This is a genomic window from Rheinheimera aquimaris, assembly GCF_020531985.1.
Taxonomy (GTDB): Bacteria; Pseudomonadota; Gammaproteobacteria; order Enterobacterales; family Alteromonadaceae; genus Alishewanella; species Alishewanella aquimaris.
In genome coordinates this window covers 129,150-152,223 of record NZ_JAJAVQ010000004.1, presented here as the reverse complement: position 1 = coordinate 152,223, position 23,074 = coordinate 129,150, and the positions used below count along the sequence as shown (strand labels likewise).

Below are 23,074 nucleotides of genomic sequence, written 5' to 3'. Positions count from 1 at the left end.
CTGTGCGCATAAAAAATGCCAGTCACTGACTGGCATTTTTAGCATCTTTACGGCTTAGGTTACAGCAGCGCGTCAGTATTTTCGCCTTCTTTCTCTACCGGAGGCGGCGGCAGCATATCTTCACGGCTGATGCCGAGAATTTCTGCAATGGCGCTGGCCACATAGATAGAAGAGTAAGTACCTATAGCAATACCGAACAGCAATGCTGTGGCAAAACCATGGATCAGCGCGCCGCCCATATAAAACAGCACCACTAACACCAATACTGTCGTTAATGAGGTAATAACAGTACGGTTTAATGTTGAGGTAATCGCATCGTTGATAGTGTCATCGACACTGGTGTCGCGCAGTTTACGGAAACTCTCGCGGATACGGTCAAATACCACTATCGTATCGTTAATCGAGTAACCTATCAGCGCCAGTATTGCTGCCAGCACGGTTAAGTCAAACTCCAGCCCCAATACCGAGAATAGCCCCATGGTCAGTGTTACGTCGTGGAACAACGCCAGCACTGCCCCCACAGACAAACGCCATTCAAACCGCATCGTCACGTACAGCAAAATACCGATAAGCGCGACCAGCATTGCCAGGCCGCCATCTTCTTTTAACTCTTCACCAACGCTTGGGCCGACAAACTCGATACGGCGCATGGTAACTGCTTCGCTTTGCGCAGCGTTCAGTGCTTTGATAACACTGTCACCCAGCGTGGACTGATCAACGTCGGTACGCAGAGGCACCCGGATCAGCACATCGCGGCTGGTACCAAACAGCTGCACTACCGCATCGCCGTAGCCAGCCGCCGTCAGCGTTTGGCGCACCGCTGGTAAATCTGCCGACTGGGCAAAGCCAACTTCGATAACAGTACCACCGGTGAAATCCAGGCCCCAGTTAATGCCCTTAGTAAAGAAGGACACGAAAGATCCCAGAATCAGCAGCGTCGACAATACTATTGCCGGCCACTTAAGGCGCATAAAATTCAGCGATTGCTTAAAGTTAAATACTTGCATGCCGTACTCCTTATATCGGCAGTGACTGCACGCGGCGGCCACCCCAGAATAAATTGACTAACAAGCGAGTACCCACCACCGCAGTGAAAATAGAGGTCAGAATACCTATTGCCAGTGTAACCGCGAAGCCTTTAACCGGGCCTGTACCGATACCGAACAGGATCAACGCCACCAGTAAGGTGGTGATGTTGGAGTCGGCAATGGTGGCAAACGCACGATCGTAACCGTGATGAATCGCCTGCTGTACAGAACGGCCTTCGGCCAGCTCTTCACGTATACGCTCGAAGATCAAAACGTTCGCATCAACCGCCATACCAACGGTTAATACAATACCTGCCATACCCGGTAAGGTTAGTGTTGCACCCGGGATCATCGACATCACACCGACAATCAGTATCAGGTTAGCTACCAGCGCCAGGTTAGCCACCATACCGAAGGCTTTATAGTAAATCACCATAAAGATCAGTACAGCTACCATACCCCACTGAATTGCTGTAACACCCAGTTCGATATTTTCTTTACCCAGGCTTGGGCCTATGGTGCGCTCTTCAATAATCTGAATAGGTGCAATCAGGGCACCGGCACGTAACAAGGTTGCCAGATTCTGCGCTTCGCCCGGTGAGCTGATACCGGTAATACGGAAATCACGGCCTAAACGCGCCTGAATAGTTGCATCGTTAATCACTTCCTGCTGTTTAACCAGCACAGGGTTACCGTCGGCACCAATTTCAGTACCGGGTTTATATTCGATAAACACTGACGCCATGCGCCGGCCGATGCTGTCACGCGTTGCCGCGGATAACATATTGCCGCCTTTGGCATCCAGTTTAATGCTAACCTGAGGCCGGCTGTATTCGTCATATGCTGAGCTGGCGCCGGTAATATGCTCACCGGTTAACATGATACGCTTTTCCAGCAACAGCGGACGGCCGTCCCGGGTGTAATAAAGCTCGGCGTTAGGCGGTACACGGCCTTCCAGCGCGGCAGCCAGGTCACCTTCTTCATCCACCAGACGGAATTCCAGCGATGCCGTAGCACCCAGGATTTCTTTGGCCTGAGCAGTATCCTGTACGCCCGGCAGCTGCACCACGATACGATCTGCGCCCTGACGTTGTACCAGTGGCTCGGCAACACCAATTTCATTTACCCGGTTACGGATAATGGTGATGTTTTGCTCTAATGCATATTCGCGGATTTCTTTTAAGCGGATTTCGCTGATGCTAACCAGCACTGTCAGCTCGTCAGCGCCTGGCGTGAACACCAGTTCGCGGTCACGTTTTTTCAGCGCAGCTTCGGCGGCAGCAACATCTTCCACACTGCGCAGGCTCAGCTGTACCTGACCATTGGCTAAATCAGCCTGTACGGTACGGTAGCGGATTTTCTCTTCACGCAGATCAGTGCGGAATGTCTGCACCATGTCGTTCAGATTTTTATCCAGCGCCGCTTTCATATCGACAGCCATCAGAAAATGCACACCACCACGTAAGTCGAGGCCCAGTTTCATCGGCGAAGCACCAATGCTGGTTAGCCAGTCGGGTGTAGCCGGTGCCAGGTTAAGCGCGGTAATGTAGTTAGTACCCAGTAACTGGCTGGCCACTTCACGGGCCTGCAGCTGATCTTCCGTGCTGTTAAAACGCGCCAGCACCTGGCCGTTATCCAGCTCGACCGCTTTAGTGGTAATACCGGCTTCGGTAAAGCCTTGCTCAATCTGGGCACGAATGTCTTCCGATACAGTACCACCGCGGGTGGCGCTGATATTCAGCGCCGGATCTTCCGGGTATAAATTTGGCAGCGCATACACCAGTGCCAGCAACAACATGCCGACAACCACCAGGTAGCGCCAAACGGGGTTTTGATTTAACACCTGTTTATCCTTCAGTGTGGCTTACAGTGACTTCAGCGTGCCTTTTGGCAAAACCGCGCTGATAGCAGCTTTTTGCACTGTCACTTCAGTGCTGTCGTTCAGGGCAATGACAACATAGTCTTTGTCATCCGCTATTTTGCTGATGCGGCCAACCAGCCCCCCCTGCGTTAACACTTCATCGCCTTTTGCCAGTGCAGCCATCAGGTTACGGTGATCTTTAACGCGCTTAGCCTGCGGACGGTAAATCAGGAAGTAAAAGATCAGACCAAACGCCACCAGCATGATGATAAGATCCCAACCGCCACCCTGTGGCTGGCCGGCTGGTGCAGCTTGTGCATACGCATTGCTGATAAATAAACTCATAAGTGTCCCCTTAATTGTGATTAATTGTGTTCTTTATTAGTATCAACCGCGTCCAGTGCCGGTACCGGCAGGCCACGTTTGGTATAAAACTGTGCGACAAACTCATCCAAAGTACCAGCGGCTATCGCGCTGCGCAATCCTTGCATCAGTTTCTGATAGTGATGCAGATTGTGCACGGTATTTAATCTGGCGCCCTGGATCTCGTTGCAGCGATCCAGATGGTGTAGATATGCGCGGGAATAATTTTTACAAGTGTAACAGTCGCATTCTGCGTCCAGTGGGCCAATATCGTCTTTGTATTTAGCGTTGCGGATTTTTACCACACCAGTGCTGACAAACAAATGACCATTGCGGGCGTTACGGGTTGGCATTACGCAGTCAAACATATCTATGCCACGGCGCACGGCTTCAACAATATCTTCCGGCTTACCCACCCCCATCAGATAACGCGGCTTATTGGCCGGCATTTTATCGGTGGTATGGTTGAGAATGCGGATCATATCTGCTTTAGGTTCGCCTACCGACAAACCGCCAATGGCATAGCCATCAAAGCCGATGTCTTCCAGACCGTTTAACGATACATCACGCAGGTTCGGGTACATACCGCCCTGAATAATGCCAAACAGTGCCGCCGGGTTATCACCATGCGCATCTTTACTGCGTTTGGCCCAGCGGAGCGACATTTCCATCGATTTTTTCGCCTGCTGCTCAGTTGCCGGATACGGCGTGCATTCGTCGAAGATCATGACGATGTCTGAACCCAAATCACGCTGCACTTCCATCGAGCGCTCTGGCGTTAACATGATGCGCTCGCCATTCAGCGGCGAGCGGAATTTGACGCCCTCTTCAGTAATTTTACGCAGCTCACCGAGGCTAAACACCTGGAAGCCACCAGAGTCGGTCAGAATAGGCTTATGCCAATGCATAAAATCGTGCAGATCGCCGTGTTTTTTAATAATTTCAGTGCCTGGGCGCAACATTAGGTGGAAGGTATTACCCAAACAGATCTGCGCACCGGTTGCTTCCAACTCTTCCGGCGTCATGCCTTTAACGGTGCCATAAGTGCCTACCGGCATAAAAGCAGGCGTCTCCACCACGCCACGTTCAAAGATCAGCCGGCCACGGCGGGCCTTGCCATCTGTGGTATCTAATTCAAATTTCATTGTTATCCTCTTACGCCAGAGAAACAGTCCGGCTTTTTTGCGCCGCGATTATAGCAGCTAAATCCCGATAAACTAAGCGATAGCGCAGCCTTCAGAGTGATACTGTTAAGTATAAGGCTATGGCGGGGTGTTCTTATGCAGCAGCGGCAGGGATGCCGCGGAGGCTGAGACAGCACTGGGACGTGCTGTCGAAGGCGGCGGAATAAGGATTTCCCTGCCGTAGGCCCTACACCTCGATATCCCCTCTTTGCATGCGAAGCTGTTGTTAGTAGATAAACATCGCATCGCCATAAGAGTAAAAACGGTATTGCTCAGCAATAGCCGTTTCGTAGGCGTTCATCACATGCTCGCGGCTGCTGAACGCCGATACCAGCATAATCAGTGTTGATTCGGGTAAATGAAAGTTAGTGATCAACGCATCTATCACCTTAAACTGATAGCCCGGGTAGATAAAAATCTGCGTATCGCCGTTGTAGGCAATCAACTTACCACCGCCCTGCTGTGCGGCCGACTCCAGTGAACGCACTGAGGTAGTTCCCACTGCCACTACCCGTCCGCCACGGGCTTTGCAGGCCGCTATTGCATCAACCACCTGCTCTGACACCTCGATATACTCGGCATGCATTTTATGCTCCAGTACGTTATCCACCCGCACCGGCTGAAAGGTGCCAGCACCGACATGCAGCGTGACATAAGCAAACTCAACGCCTTTCGCTTTGAGTTTATCCAGTAGCGGCTGGTCGAAATGCAGCCCGGCTGTTGGCGCCGCCACTGCACCCGGTTTTTCGTTATAAACGGTCTGATAGCGGGCTTTGTCTTCTTCGGTATCCGGCCGGTCGATATAAGGTGGCAGCGGCATGTGCCCCAGCCGTTCTAACATTTCCAGTACCAGCTCGTCGCCTGTCACTTCCAGCTCAAACAGTTCGTCATTGCGCTGGTTCATCATGACCCGGGCTGAGCCTTCGAGCAGTAATTCGGTACCCGGTTTAGGCGCCTTACTGGCCCGTACATGCGCTAAAAAGCGTTTGTTATCCAACATACGTTCAACCAGTACTTCGACTTTACCACCAGAGGCTTTCTGGCCGAATAACCGCGCTGGTATCACTTTGGTGTTGTTAAACACCAGCAGATCACCCGCTTGCAAAAAGTCTGCTAAGTCTTTGAAAATATGGTGGCTTAATTCACCGCTTTGTTTATCCATCGCCAGCAGGCGGCTGGATGAGCGTTCAGTTTTGGGAAAACGGGCAATAAGCTGCTCAGGCAGCTCAAACGAAAAGTCTTTGACTTGCATACTTTTTGCAGACATAGAGGGTTCCTTGGCTTTACCGACCAGAGGGCACGGCTGTATAAAAACAGCCGGCATTTTAGCAGAACGCAGACGTTATTTGCACTTTTGTACCAACACCTGGGCTATCAAATCGGCCATTAAACGATAGCTGTGCGCTTTGGTTGAGGTAGGCCGCCAGGCTACACCGATATCACGATATGCAGCCGCAGTACCCGGCGACTGGGTAATCAGTTCAGTGCCATCGAGCAGACCACTGTTAATCGCCATCTTTGGCATAAAGGTCACACCCAGTTTATTGTTCACCATCTGGGTTAAGGTATGCAGGCTGGTGGCAAAAAACGGGTTCACTTTACGGCTGTCTTCAAGCTCACAGGCTTTTACTGCATGATTGGTTAAACAATGCTCGCGCTCAAGTAAAAAGATACTTTCATCCGGCCACTGGCTGATGTCCTGATTAAAGCCTCTGTCCAGCCAGTCTTTATGCAACACCAATTTAAATGCATCCTGCGCCAGCACTTCAGTGTGAAAAGCACCGGTTTCATAAGGCAGCGCCAGCAACACCATATCCAGCCGGCCTTCAGCCAGAGCATGCAAGGAGTTATCTGACGTATCTTCACGCAGCAGCAATTGCAATTCGGGATAACGTTCCCGGCACAGTGCCATCACCTCGCTTAGTACAAAAGGCGCGATAGTAGGAATGCAACCGAGACGGAACGGCCCGGCCATAGGCTTACCCTGACACTTGGCAAAATCGGTCAGCTCTTCACATTGCTCAATAATGTAACGGGATTGGCGCACCACATCTTCGCCCAGCGGGGTAAAAATAAACGTTTTATGATCGCGCTCCAACAACTGCGCATTCATAGTCTCTTCCAGATTAGCAATGGCCGCACTGAGTGTAGACTGGCCAATGAAACAAGCCTCTGCGGCCCGACCAAAATGCTGATGTTCGTGTAGCGCCAGTAAATATTGCAACTGCTTAATGCTGGGCAAACGTTTCATTGTAATTTCCGATTAAAAAATGCATTTAACGTTTATATAAGTGTTTAAACTGTACGCCTGATGCTGCAGCCATGCAAGCCTGTGCATTGGTTTAGCGCGATAACATCCGCTTTATCACTAGCCGCACATTACAATATCAAATATTTGTAAAATATTTGTTTGTTATATATTTTCATTTGTTATAGCGTATTTATCAGGCTGTACTAATGAAAGTGGTGCGGCCAGACAATCCATCGCCTCCCGTTTGCGAGTCCAGCAGTACGCGTTGTACCGGGTAATACAAAGTACAATGATAACAATCACCTGGAGGGTGAACATGTCCAGAACACCTCATATTTTGCTGGCCACTGTCAGCATGCTGGCAGCCAGTATCAGCATGGCAACTGCCGCGGAGGCAGATAATATCAAACAGGCAGCAGAACAAGCTGCAGCGGGCCGCTACATTATTAAATATAAAGCAGCAGTAAACACAACCGGGCTTCGCACAGAGAACAAGGCAGGAAAAAATGCTGCGCTGCAACAGCTGCAAGCCAGCAGTGCATTACTGCAACAAAAAGGCGCCCGGATACATCATATACTAGCTGCCCGTAATGCTATCGCTGCCCAGCTTGATGCCAAAACCCTGCAGCAGGTCAAAGCGGATCCGGCTGTCGAATATGTTGAAGCCGACCTGCCGCGTTACCCCATGATGCAACAGCAGCCTTACGGTTATGCGCTGGTACAAGCAGATCTGGTAAGCGACCAGTTTGCATCAAATCAAACCGTTTGTGTTATTGACTCTGGCCTTGGCTTACCGCATGAAGACTTTAACGACGCGAATATCAGCGGCAGCAACGATATAGGTACCGGCAACTGGTTTGATGCCGGTGGTGCCCATGGTACACACGTTGCAGGCACGATCGCCGCGCTGAACAACGATGTAGGCATTGTTGGCATTATGCCAAGTGGTAATCTGAAACTGCACATTGTGAAAGTGTTTAACGATGATGGCTGGGGTTATTCCTCCACGCTGGCGCATGCTGTAGACACCTGCGTACAAAACGGTGCTTCGGTTATTAATATGAGCCTTGGCGGCGCTGGCTCTAATACGACCGAGAGCAATGCTATGCAAGCTGCGTATGATGCCAATGTACTGCTGATTGCTGCGGCAGGTAATGATGGCAATACCGCACTGTCTTACCCGGCATCTTATGACTCGGTAGTGTCGGTTGCAGCAGTGGACGACAGTAAAGCTCATGCTGACTTTTCACAACGCAACAGTCAGGTTGAGCTTGCTGGCCCGGGCGTAGCGGTGCTGAGCGCTTACCCTACCGGTACAGGCCTGGACACGGGGTTAACGATTGGCACCACTAGCTATAGCACTAACCCGCTGGAAGGTTCGGCCATGGCTAACTTCAATGCCGAGCTGGCCAGTTGCGGCCTGGGCACAAGCACCTGTACTGATGTTACCGACAAAATATGTTTGCTTGAGCGCGGCGAAGTCCCCTTTTCACAGAAAGTAGAGGCTTGTCAGGCGGGTGGCGGCATCGGCGCGGTAATTTACAACAATGAGCCGGGCAATTTCAGCGGCACGCTGGGTGATAACCCAACCACCAATATAATCGCCTTAAGTGTGTCACAGGAGGATGGTCAACTATTGCTTGGGGAGTTGGCCAACGAGGCCAATATTGTTGCAGAACCGTCAAACTACGGTCTGATGGACGGCACCTCGATGGCATCGCCGCATGTGGCAGGGGTGGCGGCGCTGGTCTGGAGCCATTACCCGGACTGCACCAATGCCCAGATCCGCAGTGCGCTTGGCGTGACAGCGGAAGATTTAGGCAATGCCGGCCGTGATACGTCTTATGGCTATGGCCTGGTGCAGGCGAAAGCAGCGGTGGATTACCTGGCAGAATTCGGCTGCGATGGTGATGATATTGAACCGCCTCCGCCGCCGGTTGCTACTGAGCTGGAGAATGGAGAGACAGTGCCTGATATTTCGGGCGGTGCCGGTGAAGAACTGCTTTACAGCCTGACGGTACCGCAAGACGCTTCTGAGCTGTCTTTTGTAATGGCAGGCGGCACAGGCGATGCCGACATGTATGTCAAATTTGGCAGTGAGCCTACGGCGTCAGACTGGGATTGCCGGCCTTATGAATTTGGCAATAACGAGAGCTGCGCTATCGACCCGGCACAAGCGGGTATCTATTACGTCAAACTAATCGGTTACAGCGACTTTGCTGGCGTCAGCCTGACCGGCAGCTTCAGCGGGGCAGATCTACCTGATGGCGGCGGTGAGACGATCACAGATATTGATATTGCCCGCCGCAGCTGGCAGCACTATACGCTGGACGTGCCAGAAGGCATGTCGCAACTAACAGTAGACATCAGCGGTGGTCGTGGTGATGCTGATTTATATGTGAAATATGGCAGCCAGCCCAGCAGCGGTAGCTATGACTGCAGGCCGAATAAAAATGGTAATAGCGAAACCTGTGTCATCAACGCACCACAGGCCGGTGTATGGCATATCTCTGTGTATGCTTACCGCGCCGTAACAGGCTTAACACTGACCAGTGAATACCAGCCATAAGCTACGGCAAGCCGATACAAAAAAGCCCTCACACTGAGGGCTTTTTTAAACTGTCTACGCAGTAATTCAGATACTGAATATGCTTTTCAGAATAAAGAAAAACACTATCGCCAAACCCGCACCCACCGGCAGCGTAATCACCCAGGAAATAAAGATATTACGTACTACGCCTAAGTTAAGCGCGGCGATACCACGGGCTAAACCCACACCCAACACGGCACCAACTAATGTTTGCGTCGTCGATATAGGCAAACCGGTACCTGAAGCGATAACTACGGTAGAAGCTGCCGACAACTCTGCCGCAAAGCCCCGGCTCGGGGTTAAATGGGTAATAGCAGTACCTACGGTTTTAATAACGCGCGCGCCCAAGGTTGCCAGGCCAATAACAATACCGATGGCACCAAGTGGCAGAATCCACCAGGCTAATTGCGCTTTACCTGCCACTTCACCGCCAGAGCTAACCACACTGACAACAGCCGCCAGCGGGCCTATAGCATTAGCGACATCATTTGAGCCATGCGCAAACGCCATACAACAAGCAGTAGTGATCATCAACACACCGAAAATACGCTCAACGTTGTTAAACTGCATCTTCTTATCAGCGGCCGGGTCAAACTTCAGTTTACTGATCACCACTTTACCAATAACACCCACCACAGCAGCCAAGGCCAGAGAAATGTAATAACCTTCGGCGGTACTGATATGCAAACCAATATGTTTAAGGCCTTTTTGCACTGTCACCAGTGTCATAACAAAGGCGGCAAACCCCATGTAAAAAGGCACATACTTTTTCGCATTTGCCAAAGGGTTATCGGTATCGAAAATTAGCCGCTGTGCACTCATAAAGAACATATATGCTAAAACGCCCGCTAACATTGGTGTGACTACCCAGCTGCCAACGATACCGCCGACTTTATCCCAGTGTACCGCGTCAACACCTACGCCTACGGCAGCAAAACCGATAATAGCGCCAACAATAGAGTGCGTGGTAGAAACCGGCCAGCCAAAATATGACGCGACAATCAGCCAGGTCGCAGCGGCAAGCAATGCGGCTATCATGCCGTACGCCATCAGCTCTGGTGTATCAACAAAAAACGAGGCATCAGTAATACCACCACGGATAGTCGAGGTTACTGAACCGCCTGCCAGATAAGCGCCGGCAAACTCAAAAATAGCAGCAATGAAAATTGCCTGTTTAATGGTCAGCGCTTTAGAGCCGACTGAGGTACCCATAGCGTTGGCAACATCGTTTGCCCCAACACCGTAGGCCATGAAAAAGCCAAACACGGCCGCGATAATCACCAGGATCAGACCATATGACTGTATAATATCCATCAGGAAAACCTTTTATAATTAACGAGCTAACATAATCTCGAGACGCGAACCCACTTTCAGCGCCACATCGGCTAAATCACCAACCCACTCCAGAGTGCGGTATAAGAACATCACATCGATGGGGTTTAGTTCCTGCTCAGCCAGACGCAGAGCTTTACGCAGTTTAATCTGCATATCGTCGGTATCACCTTCGATCATATCCAGCTGTTCAACCATCTTGATCACCAGATCGACTTCACGGCCACGAAAGCCAGTCTCCAGTAACTCGTCCAGTTCGTTAATCACTTCACTGGCCAGTTTAGTGGCATCAATGCAGCGTTGAACATAAGCTTTAAAGCCTTCCTGCAAACTGACTGGGATCAACAGTTCACGGCCAAGAACGCGGCCGGTAATGTCTTTGGTTTTGTTGGCGATTTTGTCCTGCTGCGAGACCAGTTCCAGGATATCGGTCCGGTCTACCGGCAGAAACAGGCCACGTGGCAGGTTAATGCGGATTTCGCGCTTTAATTTGTCGGCTTCCTTTTCCAACGTCACGATGTTTTTGCGTACGTCCGCAGCAAGTTGCCAGTTTTGCTGATATACAGCATCGAAAAACGGCAGCAACAATTCGCTTGCCTGATGCACCTTGCGGATATGTTCCTCTATCGGCTTAATCGGTGATTTAGCAAACACGGATAAAAAAGTACTAGCTGGCATAGCCTGGCCTCGTTAGTTGGTTTGACTGTAGTCGGCGCGCATTGTAGCGGCATTCATAACGCAAGAAAAACGAAAAATGAATGCAGAATGAAAACGCCCTGAACTGAAGTCTAGTCAGGGCGTTTCGGATGTACAGTAAAAATACTTGAAAATCAGCTACGTGCTTCTTGCTCCAGTTTCTCGGCACTGCTGTGGCGCACAACCTTACCTTTGACAAAAAAGATAATATACTCAGCCAGGTTTTTGCAGCGATCACCGATGCGCTCCAGAGAACGGGCTGACCACAGTACATTCATGATTTTGGGAATTGAGCGCGGGTCTTCAATCATATAGGTCATCAACTGACGCGTAATAGCTTCGTATTCGCGGTCAACTTTCTTATCTTCTTTATGCACCAGTAAAGCCGTTTCAATATCCATACGGGCGAAGGCGTCAAGTACGTCATGCAACATCTGGCCAACATGGTGGCCAAGATTATCCAGATTGACCAGTAAATCCTGCTGTTCACTGTTAAACGACTCCAGTGCAACTCTGGCAATACGACGGGTTTCATCGCCGATACGCTCTAAATCAGCAATCGTTTTCATAATCGCCATGATAAGGCGTAAATCACTGGCAGCCGGCTGGCGCTTAACAATGATACTGGTGCATTCACGGTCTATCTGCAGCTCCCAGTCGTTGACTTTTAAATCAGTGTCGATCACCTTTTGCGCCAGCTCAGCATCTGCCGTCGCTATTGCCGCCAAGGCATTATTCAACTGTTGCTCAATCAGTCCGCCCATGGCCATAACATGGTTGCGAACCTCATCAATTTCTTCATTGAAGGAACTGGAAATATGTTTTGTTAAATTGAGCTTATCCACTGCGCTCTCCATTAGTGTGAATACTCTGCCAGCCTCGTCAGCCAGCGACTGCTTATGCGCTCAGTATAGGCAGAAAGCGACCGGCTGTGCCAGTAACGTGGCAGCAGTTAAAAGTTAATTTTTCTTGTCTTGCTGCGATTGCACTTCATCACTGTATAAAAACCGGACAAACGCTAAATCACTAAATTTACATATATTGTTGGCAATACATTTAAAAATGTAACGTCTGCGGCTACACTCTGATGGCGTTATCCGTTTTTTATGTCTTAATTGGGGACAATAACAACCACAATCATTGTTAAGGTATGACAGGAAGATATTGAATGAAGCAGTTAGTACTTACAATAATAGGTAAAGATAAAGCTGGTTTAGTCGAGAAACTGGCTACCGTTGTCAGCTCACATAATGGTAACTGGATGGCCAGCAACCTGAGTCATTTGGCAGGTTACTTCGCTGGTATCCTGCAAATAGAAGTCGCAGAGCAGGATCTGCCAGCCCTGACCAGTGCTTTGGAACAAATTACTGAGCTGGATATCCGCATTCAGCATGGTATGTCCAGTAGTCTGAATGAGCAGCAGCACCTGAAATTCGTCATTACCGGCAATGACAGGCCAGGTATAGTGCGTGAGTTGTCGTCCGTGATTAAACATAAAGGCACAAATATAGTGCACTTTGAAAGCAGTAAACAAAGCGCGCCAAACTGGGGCGTACCATTATTTAATGCCGTTGCTACTGTTGAATTGCCATCAACCGTCAGCCGTGATGAAGTGGTAAAAGCACTGGAAGCCATCGCCACTGACATTGTTGTAGATATAGAAACCGATATCTGAAATCTTTTTGCAGCCGCTTCGCGGCTGCATTCATCTTGCTGTCATAAAAATGCCATAGAGTAACCCCAGTTGTAGTCAGGGAGCTGGACCATGGAACACACCGACGCCGCAAGTGGCACTGAATTTCCTCTTTACCCGCGTGAACTGAGCTGGCTGGCGTTTAACGGCCGTGTGCTGCAGGAAGCCGCGGATGAACGTAACCCACCTATTGAGCGGCTGCGTTTTCTCGGTATTTACTCCAACAATATGGACGAGTTTTTCCGCGTACGGGTAGCCGATGTCAAACGCCGTATTCTGCTGAAAAAATACCAGAGCAGCGAGCAGGAAGATGCCGAAGCCCTGCTGCATGAAATCCAGCAAACCGTATTACAACTGGGCGCCCGCTTTAACGCCATCTATCTGGATATTCAGCTGGAACTGCGCAAACACAATATTGAACTGATTGATAACTTTAAGCTGACTGAGCTGCAATCTGGCTGGGTACGCAGTTACTTCCGAGATGAGGTATTAAAACATATTTCGCCGATGATCCTGTCCGGCGACGAGGTCAGCCTGCCCAAGGCGCTGGAAGATAACACCACTTATCTGATGGTTGAAATGACCGGTGCCAATAAACCGGAATATGCGATAGTGCAGGTACCGACCAATGAATTATCGCGCTTTATCGAATTACCGCTGCATTTAAATACCCGCAAGAAGAATGGCCATTACCGCCGGCAGATCCTGCTGCTGGACGATGTAATAGTGCATTGTATAGCGGATTTATTCTCCGGTTTCTTTGAGTTTGACGCTATTCAGGCGTATTCGCTGAAACTGACCCGTGACGCGGAATACAATATCAGCGATACCCTGGACCAAAGCCTGATTGATAAGATGTCAAAAGGCATTCGCCAGCGCTTGAAATCTGAACCGGTGCGGCTGGTTTATGATGCCGCCATGCCAGAGCAAATGCTAAAAGTGTTGAGCAAACAGCTCGGTACCAGCTCGGTAGATTCGTTAATTCCCGGCAGCCGCTACCGCAACTTCAAAGACTTTATCGGCTTTCCGAATATCGGCCATCAAAGCCTGGAGTTCCCGACGCTGCCGCCGCTGAAAAGCCCCGAGTTTGAGCAGTACGCGACCAGCTTTGATGCCATACGGGCCGGTGATATTTTGCTGTACTACCCTTACCACAACTTCGGCTATTTTACCGAATGGGTACGCCAGGCGTCGTTCGACCCTAAAGTCACCCACATTAAAATGACCATGTACCGTGTCGCCAAGCATTCCCGCGTGATCCACTCGTTGCTTGATGCAGTGCGTAACGGTAAAAAAGTCACAGTGGTGGTTGAACTGAAAGCCCGTTTTGATGAGGAAAATAACATCAACTGGGCGCGTAAAATGACCGAATCCGGTATCCAGGTAGTGTTTGGCTTAACCACGCTGAAAATACACTCCAAGCTTTGTCTGATAAGTCGGATGGAGAAAGGCAAGCTGATGCACTATGGCCATATTGGTACCGGTAACTTTAACGAGAAAACCGCACGCATTTATACCGATATGAGCCTGTTTACCTGCCATCAGGAAATTACTGCTGAAATTGGTCAGGTGTTTGAGTTTATTGAATACAGTTACCGGCCCTATCAGTTTAACCATCTGATCGTCTCCCCTACCTGGAGCCGGCCACGGTTAATACAACTGATCCAACGCGAAATTGATTTTGCTATTAGTGGCCGCAAAGCCGAGATTTTCCTGAAAGTGAATAATCTGGTTGACCAGCAAATTGTCGATCTGCTGTACCGGGCCAGCCAGGCTGGTGTCAAAATTCGTATTATCGTGCGCGGCATGTGCTCGCTGATGCCGGGTGTTGCCGGTAAAAGCCAGAACATCAAAATCATTTCGGTGCTTGACCGCTTTTTAGAACACGCCCGCATTTATGTGTTTCATAACGGCGGCGAAACTGATGTTTATCTGTCATCCGCCGACTGGATGACCCGCAATATTGACCAACGGGTAGAAGTGGGCGTACCGATTTACGATGTGCGCTTAAAGCAACAAGTGCTGGATACGCTGGATATTCAGTGGCGGGACAATGTAAAGGCACGTATTATTGATGCCAAACAAAGTAACGCCTATGTAAAACGCGGCAATAAACGCAGCATCCGCTCACAGCAGCAGATCTACGAGTATTTTGCCCGCCAGCAAGGGCAGCACAGCGACAGCGGGCTTTAATGAACGATACGGTACATGATACAGAGCGCCCCGATCAGCAAGCCTATATGGCTGCAGTTGATCTGGGTTCTAACTCCTTCCATATGGTGATTGCCCGGGTGGTAGATGGCGACATTCAGCTACTACACCGGGAAAAGCAAAAAGTGCAGCTGGCCGAGGGCTTGAACGAGCAGCTGGTATTAAGTGAAGAAGCCATCGAACGCGGTCTGAGCGTACTGGCCCAGTTTGCCGATACACTTAAACCCTTTGCCCCCCAATCGGTGCGGGTAATAGCTACCTATACGCTGCGGCGGGCGAAAAATGCCGCGACATTTTTACGCCGTGCCAGAACAGTGTTTCCGTTTCCGATAGAAGTGATTTCCGGCCAGGAAGAAGCCCGTTTTATTTATCAGGGTGTGGCCCATTTCGAACATTTCAGCGGCCGCCGGCTGGTCATCGATATTGGCGGTGGCAGTACCGAATTTGCCATTGGCGAGGGGCTACAGCCGCTGCGCCTGAGCAGCCGTAATATGGGCTGTGTCAGTTACGCGATGCAGCACTTTGCGCAGGGACGTATCAGCGAAAAACGTTTTGCCCGCGCCATTTTGCAGGCAGAGCAGGAGCTGGAGCCGATTGTCAGCAGCTTTAAAGCCGCAGGCTGGCAACAGGCTGTGGGTACCTCCGGTACCGTTAAAACCATTCGCGATATCATTATCGGCCTTGGGCTAAGTAATAATGCGTTGGAACTGACGCATCTGTTGGCGTTGAAAGATCATCTGGTTGCGCAGGAAAACAGTTACCAACTTGATCTGCCAGGCTTAACCGATGATCGTAAACTGCTGATTTGCTCCGGCCTGGCTATTTTGATTGCCGCCTTTAATTTATTGCAGATAGACCAGCTGGTATACATTGATGCCGCGCTGCGCGAAGGCGTGCTGTACGAAATGAGCGACCGGCTGCAGCATCTGGATATCCGCGAACACAGCGTCGCCAGTATGCAGCGCCGCTATGATGTGGACATGGCGCAGGCCGAGCGGGTGCGCAATACCGCACTGCAACTGTTCAGCCAGGTACGCAGCGTGTGGCAACTTAATGATGAAGACGCCATGTTATTAGGCTGGGCCGCAACACTCTACGAAGTTGGCCTGCACATTAACTCCTCAGGGGTGCAGAAGCACTCAGCCTATATTCTGCAAAACGCCAACCTGCCTGGTTTTAACCAGGAACAGCAGCAGCTTATCGCTACGCTGGTGCGGTTTCACCGCCGTAAAATCCGGCTCGATGACATGCCGGTATTCAGCCTGTACCAGCTATCACAGGTGGTGTGTCTTTTAGTCTTGCTGCGTCTGGCCGTGCTGCTGAACCAAAAGCGCCGCGATGATTTATTGCCGGAATTTACTGCCAATGCCGCTATGCAGACGCTGGAACTGAATTTAGGCCGCGACTGGTTAACCCAGCAAAGCTTGCTGGCTGCCGATCTGGCGGCAGAGCAAAAAGCGCTGAAGAAAATTGCCTTTGTACTCGATTGCCCTGAGCTGGCTGCCAGCAGTACTGTATTAAGCTAGCGTAAACGTCACGATAAATGCCAAAGCGCTTGGCTTTTTCAGCCTGAGCGCTTAAGGTAATGCCATCGCTTATCAAGATGGAGTCACTATGCGCAGGTCTATGTTAAGTCTGGTTTTATTACCGCTGCTAACCTCCTTTTACACTGCTGCAGAACAGCGGCCGGAGCTGAGTAAACATATTGAGCAGGTGATGCCTAAAGTGATCAGCTGGCGCCGGGACATACACCAGCACCCGGAGCTGTCGAACCGCGAAGTACGTACTGCTGCAAAAGTTGCCGCGCACTTGGAAAAGCTAGGGCTGGAAGTGCGCACCGGTATCGCGCATACCGGTGTGGTCGGTATTTTAAAAGGTGGCAAAGACGGCCCTGTGGTGGCGCTACGCGCGGATATGGATGCGCTGCCGGTCACCGAACAAACCGGCTTACCGTTCGCCTCTAAAGTGGTCAGCGAGTTTAATGGCCAGCAAACTGGTGTTATGCATGCCTGTGGCCATGACGCCCATGTTGCTATGTTAATGGGCGCAGCAGAAGTACTGGCAAAGCAGCAGGCCGACATTGCCGGTACCATTATGTTTGTGTTCCAGCCCGCCGAAGAAGGCCCACCGGCGGGGGAAGAAGGCGGTGCCAAGATGATGCTGGCCGAAGGTTTATTTGCTAACCCGGCGCCATCGGCGATTTTTGGCCTGCATGTCTGGCCGGGCGAAAGTGGTCAGATACAGGTTAAGACCGAAGGTATTATGGCAGCCGCTGACAGCTTTCAGATCACAGTAAAAGGTAAGCAGGTGCATGGCTCATCGCCATGGCGTGGCATAGACCCTATCAATGTGACCGGCCAGCTGATTAATGCGATTAACCTGATACCGGCGCGGCAGATTGATGTCACCAAAGCGCCGGCTGTAGTGTCATTTGGCCAGGTACACGGTGGTATTCGCTGGAATATTATTCCCGATGATGTGAAGCTTGAAGGCACGATCCGCACTTTTGACACTGATATGCGCGAAGATCTGATCAACCGTATGGCGCACACCAGTGAACATATCGCCAAAGCCAGTGGTGCTGAAGCTGAATTTCATGTACACAACTTTGCCGCCGTGACCTGGAATGACCCGGCTTTAACAGAGTGGGCGATGCCGAGCCTGAAATGGGCAGCTGGCGATAAAGGCGTTGCATCGGTAAAACCTATTACCGGCGCGGAAGACTTCTCGTTTTATCAGCAGCAAATCCCGGGGGTATTTTTCTTCCTCGGTATTTCTCCCGATGGCAAAGCACTTAGCGAGGTCGCGCCAAACCATTCGCCGATGTTTGATGTGAACGAAGACGCTTTAGTCAATGGCGTGCGGGCACTAACCGGCCTGGCATTGGATTATCTGGCAAAACCACCGGCAACGGAATAAGGAGTAGTAATGAACACACCTCACCGCTGTCATTGGGTAGATTTAACCAAACCGGACTATGTTGCCTACCACGATACCGAATGGGGCGTACCGGTTTATGATGATAACCGGCTGTTCGAGTTTCTGACGCTGGAAGCAGCTCAGGCCGGACTCAGCTGGTATACGGTGCTGAAAAAACGCGACAACTATCGAGCTGCTTTTGCCAATTTCGACCCGGTAAAAGTCGCTGCTTTTGATGAGCAAAAAGCGGCCGAGCTGATGCAAAACCCCGGCATTATCCGTAACCGGCTGAAAATCGCGGCAGCGATTAACAACGCAGCCCGGTTTCTGGAAATTCAGGCTGAGTTTGGCAGTTTCAGCAACTACCAGTGGCGTTTTGTAAACGGCAGCCCACAACAAAACAGCATCGCCGGCCCGGCAGATTACCGCGCCACCAGCCCGGAGTCTGACGCCATGAGCAAAGATTTAAAAAAGCGTGGTTTTAAGTTTGTCGGCTCAACCATTATCTACGCCCATATGCAGGCCTGCGGCATGGTGAATGATCATCACAACGATTGCTTTAGAAAAAACTACTGCACAACGCGTTAACAGTTTCAACTGCAGGTGAAAGTTTTACCCGAAGCTGCGGTAAAATCTTCACCCTGTTAATTGTCTGCAAACTGAAATAAGACCAATCATACTGCTACAACCCTTATTAACACTTGGTTTCATTCAACTTTCTGTATACGTTGTCACACAGGCACAGAATCTGCTTGCTGCTAAATAACTGTTTTTCAGCAAAAGGAGAAGCGCAATGGCTAAGCGTAACCAGTTTTGTATGCAAGATCCCCGCACTCAGTACAGCACCGGCAACACCCACTATGACAAATCTCAACCTGACCCGGCGCTGGATGCAAAATTGTCACCCGGTGCCGACCATGGTGAGGACAGTTATCAGGGCAGTGGCAGATTGCAAGGACGTAAAGCATTGATCACCGGCGGTGACTCGGGCATTGGCCGGGCTGTGGCTATTGCTTTTGCCAGGGAAGGCGCAGATGTGGTCATTAATTATTTGCCCAGCGAACGGCAGGACGGTGAAACGGCACTCGAGCAATTGAAACAGGCTGATGTTCAGGCCTGGGCGATTGAGGGGGATATTTCGGATGAGCAATTCTGCCAATCACTGGTGCAGCAGACAAAAGACAAACTCGGTGGTCTTGATATTCTGGTCAATAACGCCGGTAAACAGCAATTTGTTGCAGAACTGGCCGATTTAAGTAGCGAACAGTTCCAAAAAACCTATGCGACCAACGTATTTGCTATGTTCTGGTTGAGTAAAGCTGCTGTGCCGCACATGCCTGCCGGTGCCAGCATTATTAACACCACATCAATTCAATCTTACCAACCCTCAGCTGGCTTACTGGACTATGCCTCTAGCAAAAGTGCCATCACCGGCTTTACCAAAAGCCTGGCGAAAATGCTGATAAACAAGGGCATTCGGGTAAATGCGGTAGCACCTGGTCCAATCTGGACTCCACTGCAGCAAAGTGGTGGCCAACCGGCAGAAAAATTACAGCAGTTTGGCCAGCACGTACCGTTGGGCCGCCCGGGACAACCTGCAGAGCTCGCTCCGGCTTACGTTTATCTGGCGTCGCAGGAGTCAAGTTACGTTACCGCTGAAGTGATAGGCGTGACCGGTGGTGAACATTTACCTTGATACGCAGGCAATGTAATGAGCAATCAACCTGAAGATACCGGCGCACCAGCAGTATTGTCACCACTGCAGGCTCTTAACCAGCATTTTTATCAGCTGTATGCCAAAAGAAAGCACTATTTTGAACAGCAGATCACTGCAGGTGAGGTGCTGCTGATTATCCGCAGTGGCAGCGATTTGATAAGCTGCTGCGGCAGTGAGATAAAACATTATCCGGTGAACGGTGATAACTATCATCAGCTAAAAGCACTGGCCCACAGTGCGCTGGCTGCGAGTTATAGTTTGCAGCATATGCCGTTGCCACAGGCAATTACCCTACTGCGGGACTACCTTCAGCAGCTACAAGCCATGACACTGCCGTCAGCAGGACAAGATATGCTCAATGCCATTCGTCAGCTGCTAAATAATGTTGCCGAGCAAAATTGCGTTACTCACCTGCATATCCAACACTATGCTGATGCACTGCAACCGCTGTTTTCAAAATTGATTACATTAAGCGCCACCGATGAAGTAACACACTTGCACAAGCAATTAGGTGTTATTTGCGAGCGCTACCGCAAAGCGGCTACAGATACCTTTTACATCGTATTTGGCGGGCCTCAGGCCAGATCACAAGAGCTGACCAAACGGGTATTTACCAAGTGGTGTAATGACAGTGACGAATTACTTGTCGATAACAGCCACCACGTGCGCTATTTCGAAGGCGCGCAGACAGTGGCCGAAGCGGCAAGCTTGGTAGCTACAGCGATGGCTGACCGGGAGCTGGCGCAAACCTTTCTCGGTCAGGCAAACGGGTTGGAACAGGATATATTGGGCAGGGCCGCAGACAAGGTGATAGAGCGTCACTGGGCAGCATTGAAAGCCGGCGTTCCGGTTAACGCTGCATCTTAGTTGTCACGTACTATTTTTTTGCTCTGGCTGGTTTACGGTTGCCAAGCACCAGCTCAGGTGGCAGTGTAAAAGAGAAACTACTGCCCTTGCCCGGTTCACTGAAAATCATCAACCGGCTGTTATGACGCGACAGCACATGCTTCACGATGGCCAACCCCAGGCCGGTACCCCCGGTATTACGGGCGCGGGCTTCATCTACCCGGTAGAAACGTTCGGTTAAGCGCTTTACATGCTGTGGTGCTATACCCGGGCCATTGTCGTTGACGGCAAATACCGCTTTCTGATGCTGTCGCTGCCAGCTGACATGGATATCGCCATTGTTTTGCGTATATTTAATCGCATTAATCACCAAATTGGAAAAAGCACTACGCAGCTCTTCAGTAACACCGGTCACCTTTAACTCCGGGTCAATATCAAACACTATGCTGTGCTGCTTATCACGGTTAACGGTCTGTGCTTCCTGCTCCAGTTTGGCCAGCATCGCCGGTACATCAACCTCGTCATCAAACTGTACTCTGGCCGAGGCTTCAATGCGGGATAATGTCAGTAGCTGCTGTACTAAAGCATCCATCCGCTTGGTCTGATCCAACATTACATTGTGCGCCTTCTTCCACATGGCCTTATCTGGCAGATGTTCATCGTCCATCACTTCCAGATAACCCTGCAGTACCGTCAGTGGTGTACGCAGCTCATGCGACACGTTCGCGACAAAATCTTTACGAATTTGCTCGAGCTGCTTTAGCTGGGTGACATCGCGCACAATAAGTAAAAACTGCTCAATGCCGTATGGCATGATATTAAATTCCAGCGTTAGCTGATCATTGACCGGTGATGGCAGCTCAATGGGTAACTCAAACTTTGCTGTTTTAAGATACTGTAAGAATTCAGGGTGCCGGATAAGGTTATCCAGCCGCTGGCCTTCATCTGCCGGCCAATGTAACCCAACCAGAATTTGCGCCAGCTTGTTGCTCCAGATTATCGACCAGTCATCGCGCAACACGACCACGGCTTCCGGTAACGCTTCAGCGCCGTCGCGAAAGCGCCGCACCACGTTTCGCAGCTCGCGTCTTTTACGCCGGTCACGGCGCTGCAGGTAGTAAACACCTTCGAACAGATGACCCCAGATGCCCTCGCTTATTGGCGGTGACAACTTACGGTCACGCCACAGCCATTTGTCCATCAAAAATAAATGATGATAATGCCAGAGCAATAACGCGACGGTGAAAATAAGCAGCGCCAGCAATAAGCTGTTGGAAATAAGGCCCACCAGAGCAATAAAACAATAAAAAAGGAAGAGCCTGGTGTACACCTTCCTTTTTGAAAGCAGCTGACGCATAGAAGTGGCGACTAACCTTACTTAGCTGAAAAACGGTAGCCTGAGCCCCGTACGGTTTGCACTAATCTATCATGCCCGGCGATAGAAATCGCTTTGCGCAAACGGCGGATATGCACATCGACGGTACGGTCTTCCACATACACGTTGGTGCCCCACACATGATCCAGCAACTGTTCGCGGCTGTAAACACGCTCTGGGTGGGTCATAAAGAAATGCAGCAAACGAAACTCGGTTGGCCCCATATCCAGTGCCTGATCAGATGCCATTACCCGGTGCGAAACAGGGTCAAGCTTCAGACCCTGCACTTCAATGACCTCATCCAGGCTGGTTGGTGCGACACGGCGGATCACGGCTTTAATGCGCGCCATCAGCTCCTTTGGTGAGAATGGTTTGGTAACGTAATCGTCCGCGCCAACTTCCAGGCCACGCACTTTGTCCTCTTCTTCACCACGGGCGGTGATCATAATGATCGGAATATTACGGGTCAGCTCGTGCTGCTTCATTTTCTTCGCTACCTGAATGCCACTGCCGCCCGGCAACATCCAATCCAGCAACACCAAATCCGGATAGGGTTCCATCAGCGCATTGACAGCAGAATCATAATCTTCTGCCGTTGTCGCCTGATAACCGTTTTGCTCCAATACAAAACACAACATATCGCGAATCGGGGCTTCGTCTTCCACCACCAGGATCTTTCTTGCCATAGCGTCCACCACACTCTGATTTAAGCCGGCGTTGCTGCCGCGCTGCTCTAACTATTTACTGCGCATAGTATTGCCGCAGTTTATGACATTTTTATGAAAAGGTAAGGTTAATATTCCCTCCGATGACTCCCCACGCAAACAGAAACAAATAAGTAACAAGCTTCACCAAATTAAAACCTTAAGTTTTGCCAGTACACATGACACTAAAATGAATTTTTTTTGACAGAAAGCGCTGCAACCCCAGTGCAGTCAGGTTGGACCATTACCGTTATGTGACAGCCATCTAAGTGTAATAAAAGCGTCATTTCCCTGTTGTAGGGTA

At 50.4% G+C, this 23,074-nt stretch carries 19 protein-coding genes; 8 read left to right on the top strand and 11 right to left on the bottom strand.

Annotated features, from left to right (window positions below; genetic code table 11):
* Positions 1 to 59: 59 nt before the first annotated feature.
* The 6 genes from secF to LHL18_RS13160 all read right to left on the bottom strand — a co-directional run bounded on the left by secF (position 60) and on the right by LHL18_RS13160 (position 6,687).
* Positions 60 to 1,007 (bottom strand): protein translocase subunit SecF, encoded by a 948-nt coding sequence (gene secF / locus LHL18_RS13185; protein ID WP_226767414.1) that lies wholly within the window; start codon positions 1,005 to 1,007, stop codon positions 60 to 62.
* Positions 1,008 to 1,017: 10 nt separating this feature from the next.
* Positions 1,018 to 2,871, bottom strand: coding sequence for a protein translocase subunit SecD (gene secD / locus LHL18_RS13180; protein WP_226767413.1), 1,854 nt, complete (start codon positions 2,869 to 2,871; stop codon positions 1,018 to 1,020).
* A 21-nt stretch (positions 2,872 to 2,892) separates the two neighbouring features.
* Positions 2,893 to 3,234 (bottom strand): preprotein translocase subunit YajC, encoded by a 342-nt coding sequence (gene yajC / locus LHL18_RS13175; RefSeq protein WP_226767412.1) that lies wholly within the window; start codon positions 3,232 to 3,234, stop codon positions 2,893 to 2,895.
* A 20-nt stretch (positions 3,235 to 3,254) separates the two neighbouring features.
* A complete protein-coding gene (tgt, locus tag LHL18_RS13170) occupies positions 3,255 to 4,397 on the bottom strand; it encodes a tRNA guanosine(34) transglycosylase Tgt (protein WP_226767411.1) in 1,143 nt (380 codons plus the stop codon).
* 265 nt (positions 4,398 to 4,662) lie between these two features.
* Positions 4,663 to 5,688 (bottom strand): tRNA preQ1(34) S-adenosylmethionine ribosyltransferase-isomerase QueA, encoded by a 1,026-nt coding sequence (queA, locus tag LHL18_RS13165; protein WP_226767765.1) that lies wholly within the window; start codon positions 5,686 to 5,688, stop codon positions 4,663 to 4,665.
* A 90-nt stretch (positions 5,689 to 5,778) separates the two neighbouring features.
* The gene (locus LHL18_RS13160) at positions 5,779 to 6,687 is read right to left on the bottom strand and encodes a hydrogen peroxide-inducible genes activator (RefSeq protein ID WP_226767410.1); all 909 of its coding nucleotides are present in this window, start codon (positions 6,685 to 6,687) and stop codon (positions 5,779 to 5,781) included.
* Between the two features lie 316 nt (positions 6,688 to 7,003).
* Here LHL18_RS13160 and LHL18_RS19805 point away from each other — a divergent pair, with 316 nt between their 5' ends.
* Entirely contained in the window at positions 7,004 to 9,256 is a 2,253-nt protein-coding gene (locus tag LHL18_RS19805) for a S8 family serine peptidase (RefSeq protein WP_319004175.1), read from the top strand.
* A 66-nt stretch (positions 9,257 to 9,322) separates the two neighbouring features.
* Here LHL18_RS19805 and LHL18_RS13145 read toward each other — a convergent pair whose 3' ends face one another.
* From LHL18_RS13145 to phoU, 3 genes are all read right to left on the bottom strand, one after another.
* On the bottom strand, positions 9,323 to 10,591 hold the full coding sequence (locus LHL18_RS13145; RefSeq protein WP_134057747.1) for an inorganic phosphate transporter: 1,269 nt from the start codon (positions 10,589 to 10,591) through the stop codon (positions 9,323 to 9,325).
* A gap of 18 nt (positions 10,592 to 10,609) precedes the next feature.
* The gene (locus tag LHL18_RS13140) at positions 10,610 to 11,287 is read right to left on the bottom strand and encodes a TIGR00153 family protein (protein ID WP_134057749.1); all 678 of its coding nucleotides are present in this window, start codon (positions 11,285 to 11,287) and stop codon (positions 10,610 to 10,612) included.
* 152 nt (positions 11,288 to 11,439) lie between these two features.
* Entirely contained in the window at positions 11,440 to 12,150 is a 711-nt protein-coding gene (gene phoU / locus LHL18_RS13135; protein WP_134057751.1) for a phosphate signaling complex protein PhoU, read from the bottom strand.
* 323 nt (positions 12,151 to 12,473) lie between these two features.
* Between phoU and LHL18_RS13130 the strand changes: the two genes are divergently transcribed.
* The 7 genes from LHL18_RS13130 to LHL18_RS13100 all read left to right on the top strand — a co-directional run bounded on the left by LHL18_RS13130 (position 12,474) and on the right by LHL18_RS13100 (position 20,712).
* Positions 12,474 to 12,980, top strand: coding sequence for a glycine cleavage system protein R (locus tag LHL18_RS13130; RefSeq protein WP_134057753.1), 507 nt, complete (start codon positions 12,474 to 12,476; stop codon positions 12,978 to 12,980).
* 90 nt (positions 12,981 to 13,070) lie between these two features.
* Positions 13,071 to 15,191, top strand: coding sequence for a polyphosphate kinase 1 (ppk1, locus tag LHL18_RS13125; protein WP_134057755.1), 2,121 nt, complete (start codon positions 13,071 to 13,073; stop codon positions 15,189 to 15,191).
* Complete coding sequence (locus LHL18_RS13120) at positions 15,191 to 16,735, top strand: Ppx/GppA phosphatase family protein (RefSeq protein ID WP_226767409.1); 1,545 nt, start codon at positions 15,191 to 15,193, stop codon at positions 16,733 to 16,735. The genes ppk1 and LHL18_RS13120 overlap by 1 nt, the downstream gene beginning before the upstream one ends.
* 88 nt (positions 16,736 to 16,823) lie before the next feature.
* The gene (locus LHL18_RS13115) at positions 16,824 to 18,128 is read left to right on the top strand and encodes an amidohydrolase (protein WP_226767408.1); all 1,305 of its coding nucleotides are present in this window, start codon (positions 16,824 to 16,826) and stop codon (positions 18,126 to 18,128) included.
* Between the two features lie 9 nt (positions 18,129 to 18,137).
* Positions 18,138 to 18,716 carry a DNA-3-methyladenine glycosylase I gene (locus LHL18_RS13110; RefSeq protein ID WP_226767407.1) on the top strand — a complete coding sequence of 193 codons (579 nt, stop codon included), beginning with the start codon at positions 18,138 to 18,140 and terminating at the stop codon, positions 18,714 to 18,716.
* Positions 18,717 to 18,921: 205 nt separating this feature from the next.
* Positions 18,922 to 19,824, top strand: a complete 903-nt coding sequence (locus LHL18_RS13105) for an SDR family oxidoreductase (RefSeq protein WP_226767406.1) — start codon at positions 18,922 to 18,924, stop codon at positions 19,822 to 19,824.
* Between the two features lie 15 nt (positions 19,825 to 19,839).
* The gene (locus LHL18_RS13100) at positions 19,840 to 20,712 is read left to right on the top strand and encodes a hypothetical protein (RefSeq protein ID WP_226767405.1); all 873 of its coding nucleotides are present in this window, start codon (positions 19,840 to 19,842) and stop codon (positions 20,710 to 20,712) included.
* 10 nt (positions 20,713 to 20,722) lie between these two features.
* Here the strand turns inward: LHL18_RS13100 and phoR are convergent, their stop codons facing one another.
* Together phoR and phoB are read right to left on the bottom strand one after the other, a co-directional pair.
* Positions 20,723 to 22,048 (bottom strand): phosphate regulon sensor histidine kinase PhoR, encoded by a 1,326-nt coding sequence (gene phoR, locus LHL18_RS13095; protein ID WP_226767404.1) that lies wholly within the window; start codon positions 22,046 to 22,048, stop codon positions 20,723 to 20,725.
* 17 nt (positions 22,049 to 22,065) lie between these two features.
* Positions 22,066 to 22,752 carry a phosphate regulon transcriptional regulator PhoB gene (gene phoB / locus LHL18_RS13090; RefSeq protein ID WP_134057767.1) on the bottom strand — a complete coding sequence of 229 codons (687 nt, stop codon included), beginning with the start codon at positions 22,750 to 22,752 and terminating at the stop codon, positions 22,066 to 22,068.
* Between the last annotated feature and the right edge of the window lie 322 nt (positions 22,753 to 23,074).

Bases quoted from the DNA above. Each gene is read 5' to 3' on its own strand.
- LHL18_RS13105 (WP_226767406.1), top strand. From the start codon at position 18,922: ATGGCTAAGCGTAACCAGTTTTGTATGCAAGATCCCCGCACTCAGTAC.
- LHL18_RS13100 (WP_226767405.1), top strand. From the start codon at position 19,840: ATGAGCAATCAACCTGAAGATACCGGCGCACCAGCAGTATTGTCACCA.
- phoB (WP_134057767.1), bottom strand. From the start codon at position 22,752: ATGGCAAGAAAGATCCTGGTGGTGGAAGACGAAGCCCCGATTCGCGAT.
- LHL18_RS19805 (WP_319004175.1), top strand. From the start codon at position 7,004: ATGTCCAGAACACCTCATATTTTGCTGGCCACTGTCAGCATGCTGGCA.
- LHL18_RS13160 (WP_226767410.1), bottom strand. From the start codon at position 6,687: ATGAAACGTTTGCCCAGCATTAAGCAGTTGCAATATTTACTGGCGCTA.
- LHL18_RS13110 (WP_226767407.1), top strand. From the start codon at position 18,138: ATGAACACACCTCACCGCTGTCATTGGGTAGATTTAACCAAACCGGAC.
- LHL18_RS13145 (WP_134057747.1), bottom strand. From the start codon at position 10,591: ATGGATATTATACAGTCATATGGTCTGATCCTGGTGATTATCGCGGCC.
- LHL18_RS13130 (WP_134057753.1), top strand. From the start codon at position 12,474: ATGAAGCAGTTAGTACTTACAATAATAGGTAAAGATAAAGCTGGTTTA.
- LHL18_RS13120 (WP_226767409.1), top strand. From the start codon at position 15,191: ATGAACGATACGGTACATGATACAGAGCGCCCCGATCAGCAAGCCTAT.
- LHL18_RS13140 (WP_134057749.1), bottom strand. From the start codon at position 11,287: ATGCCAGCTAGTACTTTTTTATCCGTGTTTGCTAAATCACCGATTAAG.
- yajC (WP_226767412.1), bottom strand. From the start codon at position 3,234: ATGAGTTTATTTATCAGCAATGCGTATGCACAAGCTGCACCAGCCGGC.
- phoR (WP_226767404.1), bottom strand. From the start codon at position 22,048: ATGCGTCAGCTGCTTTCAAAAAGGAAGGTGTACACCAGGCTCTTCCTT.
- secF (WP_226767414.1), bottom strand. From the start codon at position 1,007: ATGCAAGTATTTAACTTTAAGCAATCGCTGAATTTTATGCGCCTTAAG.
- ppk1 (WP_134057755.1), top strand. From the start codon at position 13,071: ATGGAACACACCGACGCCGCAAGTGGCACTGAATTTCCTCTTTACCCG.
- LHL18_RS13115 (WP_226767408.1), top strand. From the start codon at position 16,824: ATGCGCAGGTCTATGTTAAGTCTGGTTTTATTACCGCTGCTAACCTCC.
- tgt (WP_226767411.1), bottom strand. From the start codon at position 4,397: ATGAAATTTGAATTAGATACCACAGATGGCAAGGCCCGCCGTGGCCGG.
- queA (WP_226767765.1), bottom strand. From the start codon at position 5,688: ATGCAAGTCAAAGACTTTTCGTTTGAGCTGCCTGAGCAGCTTATTGCC.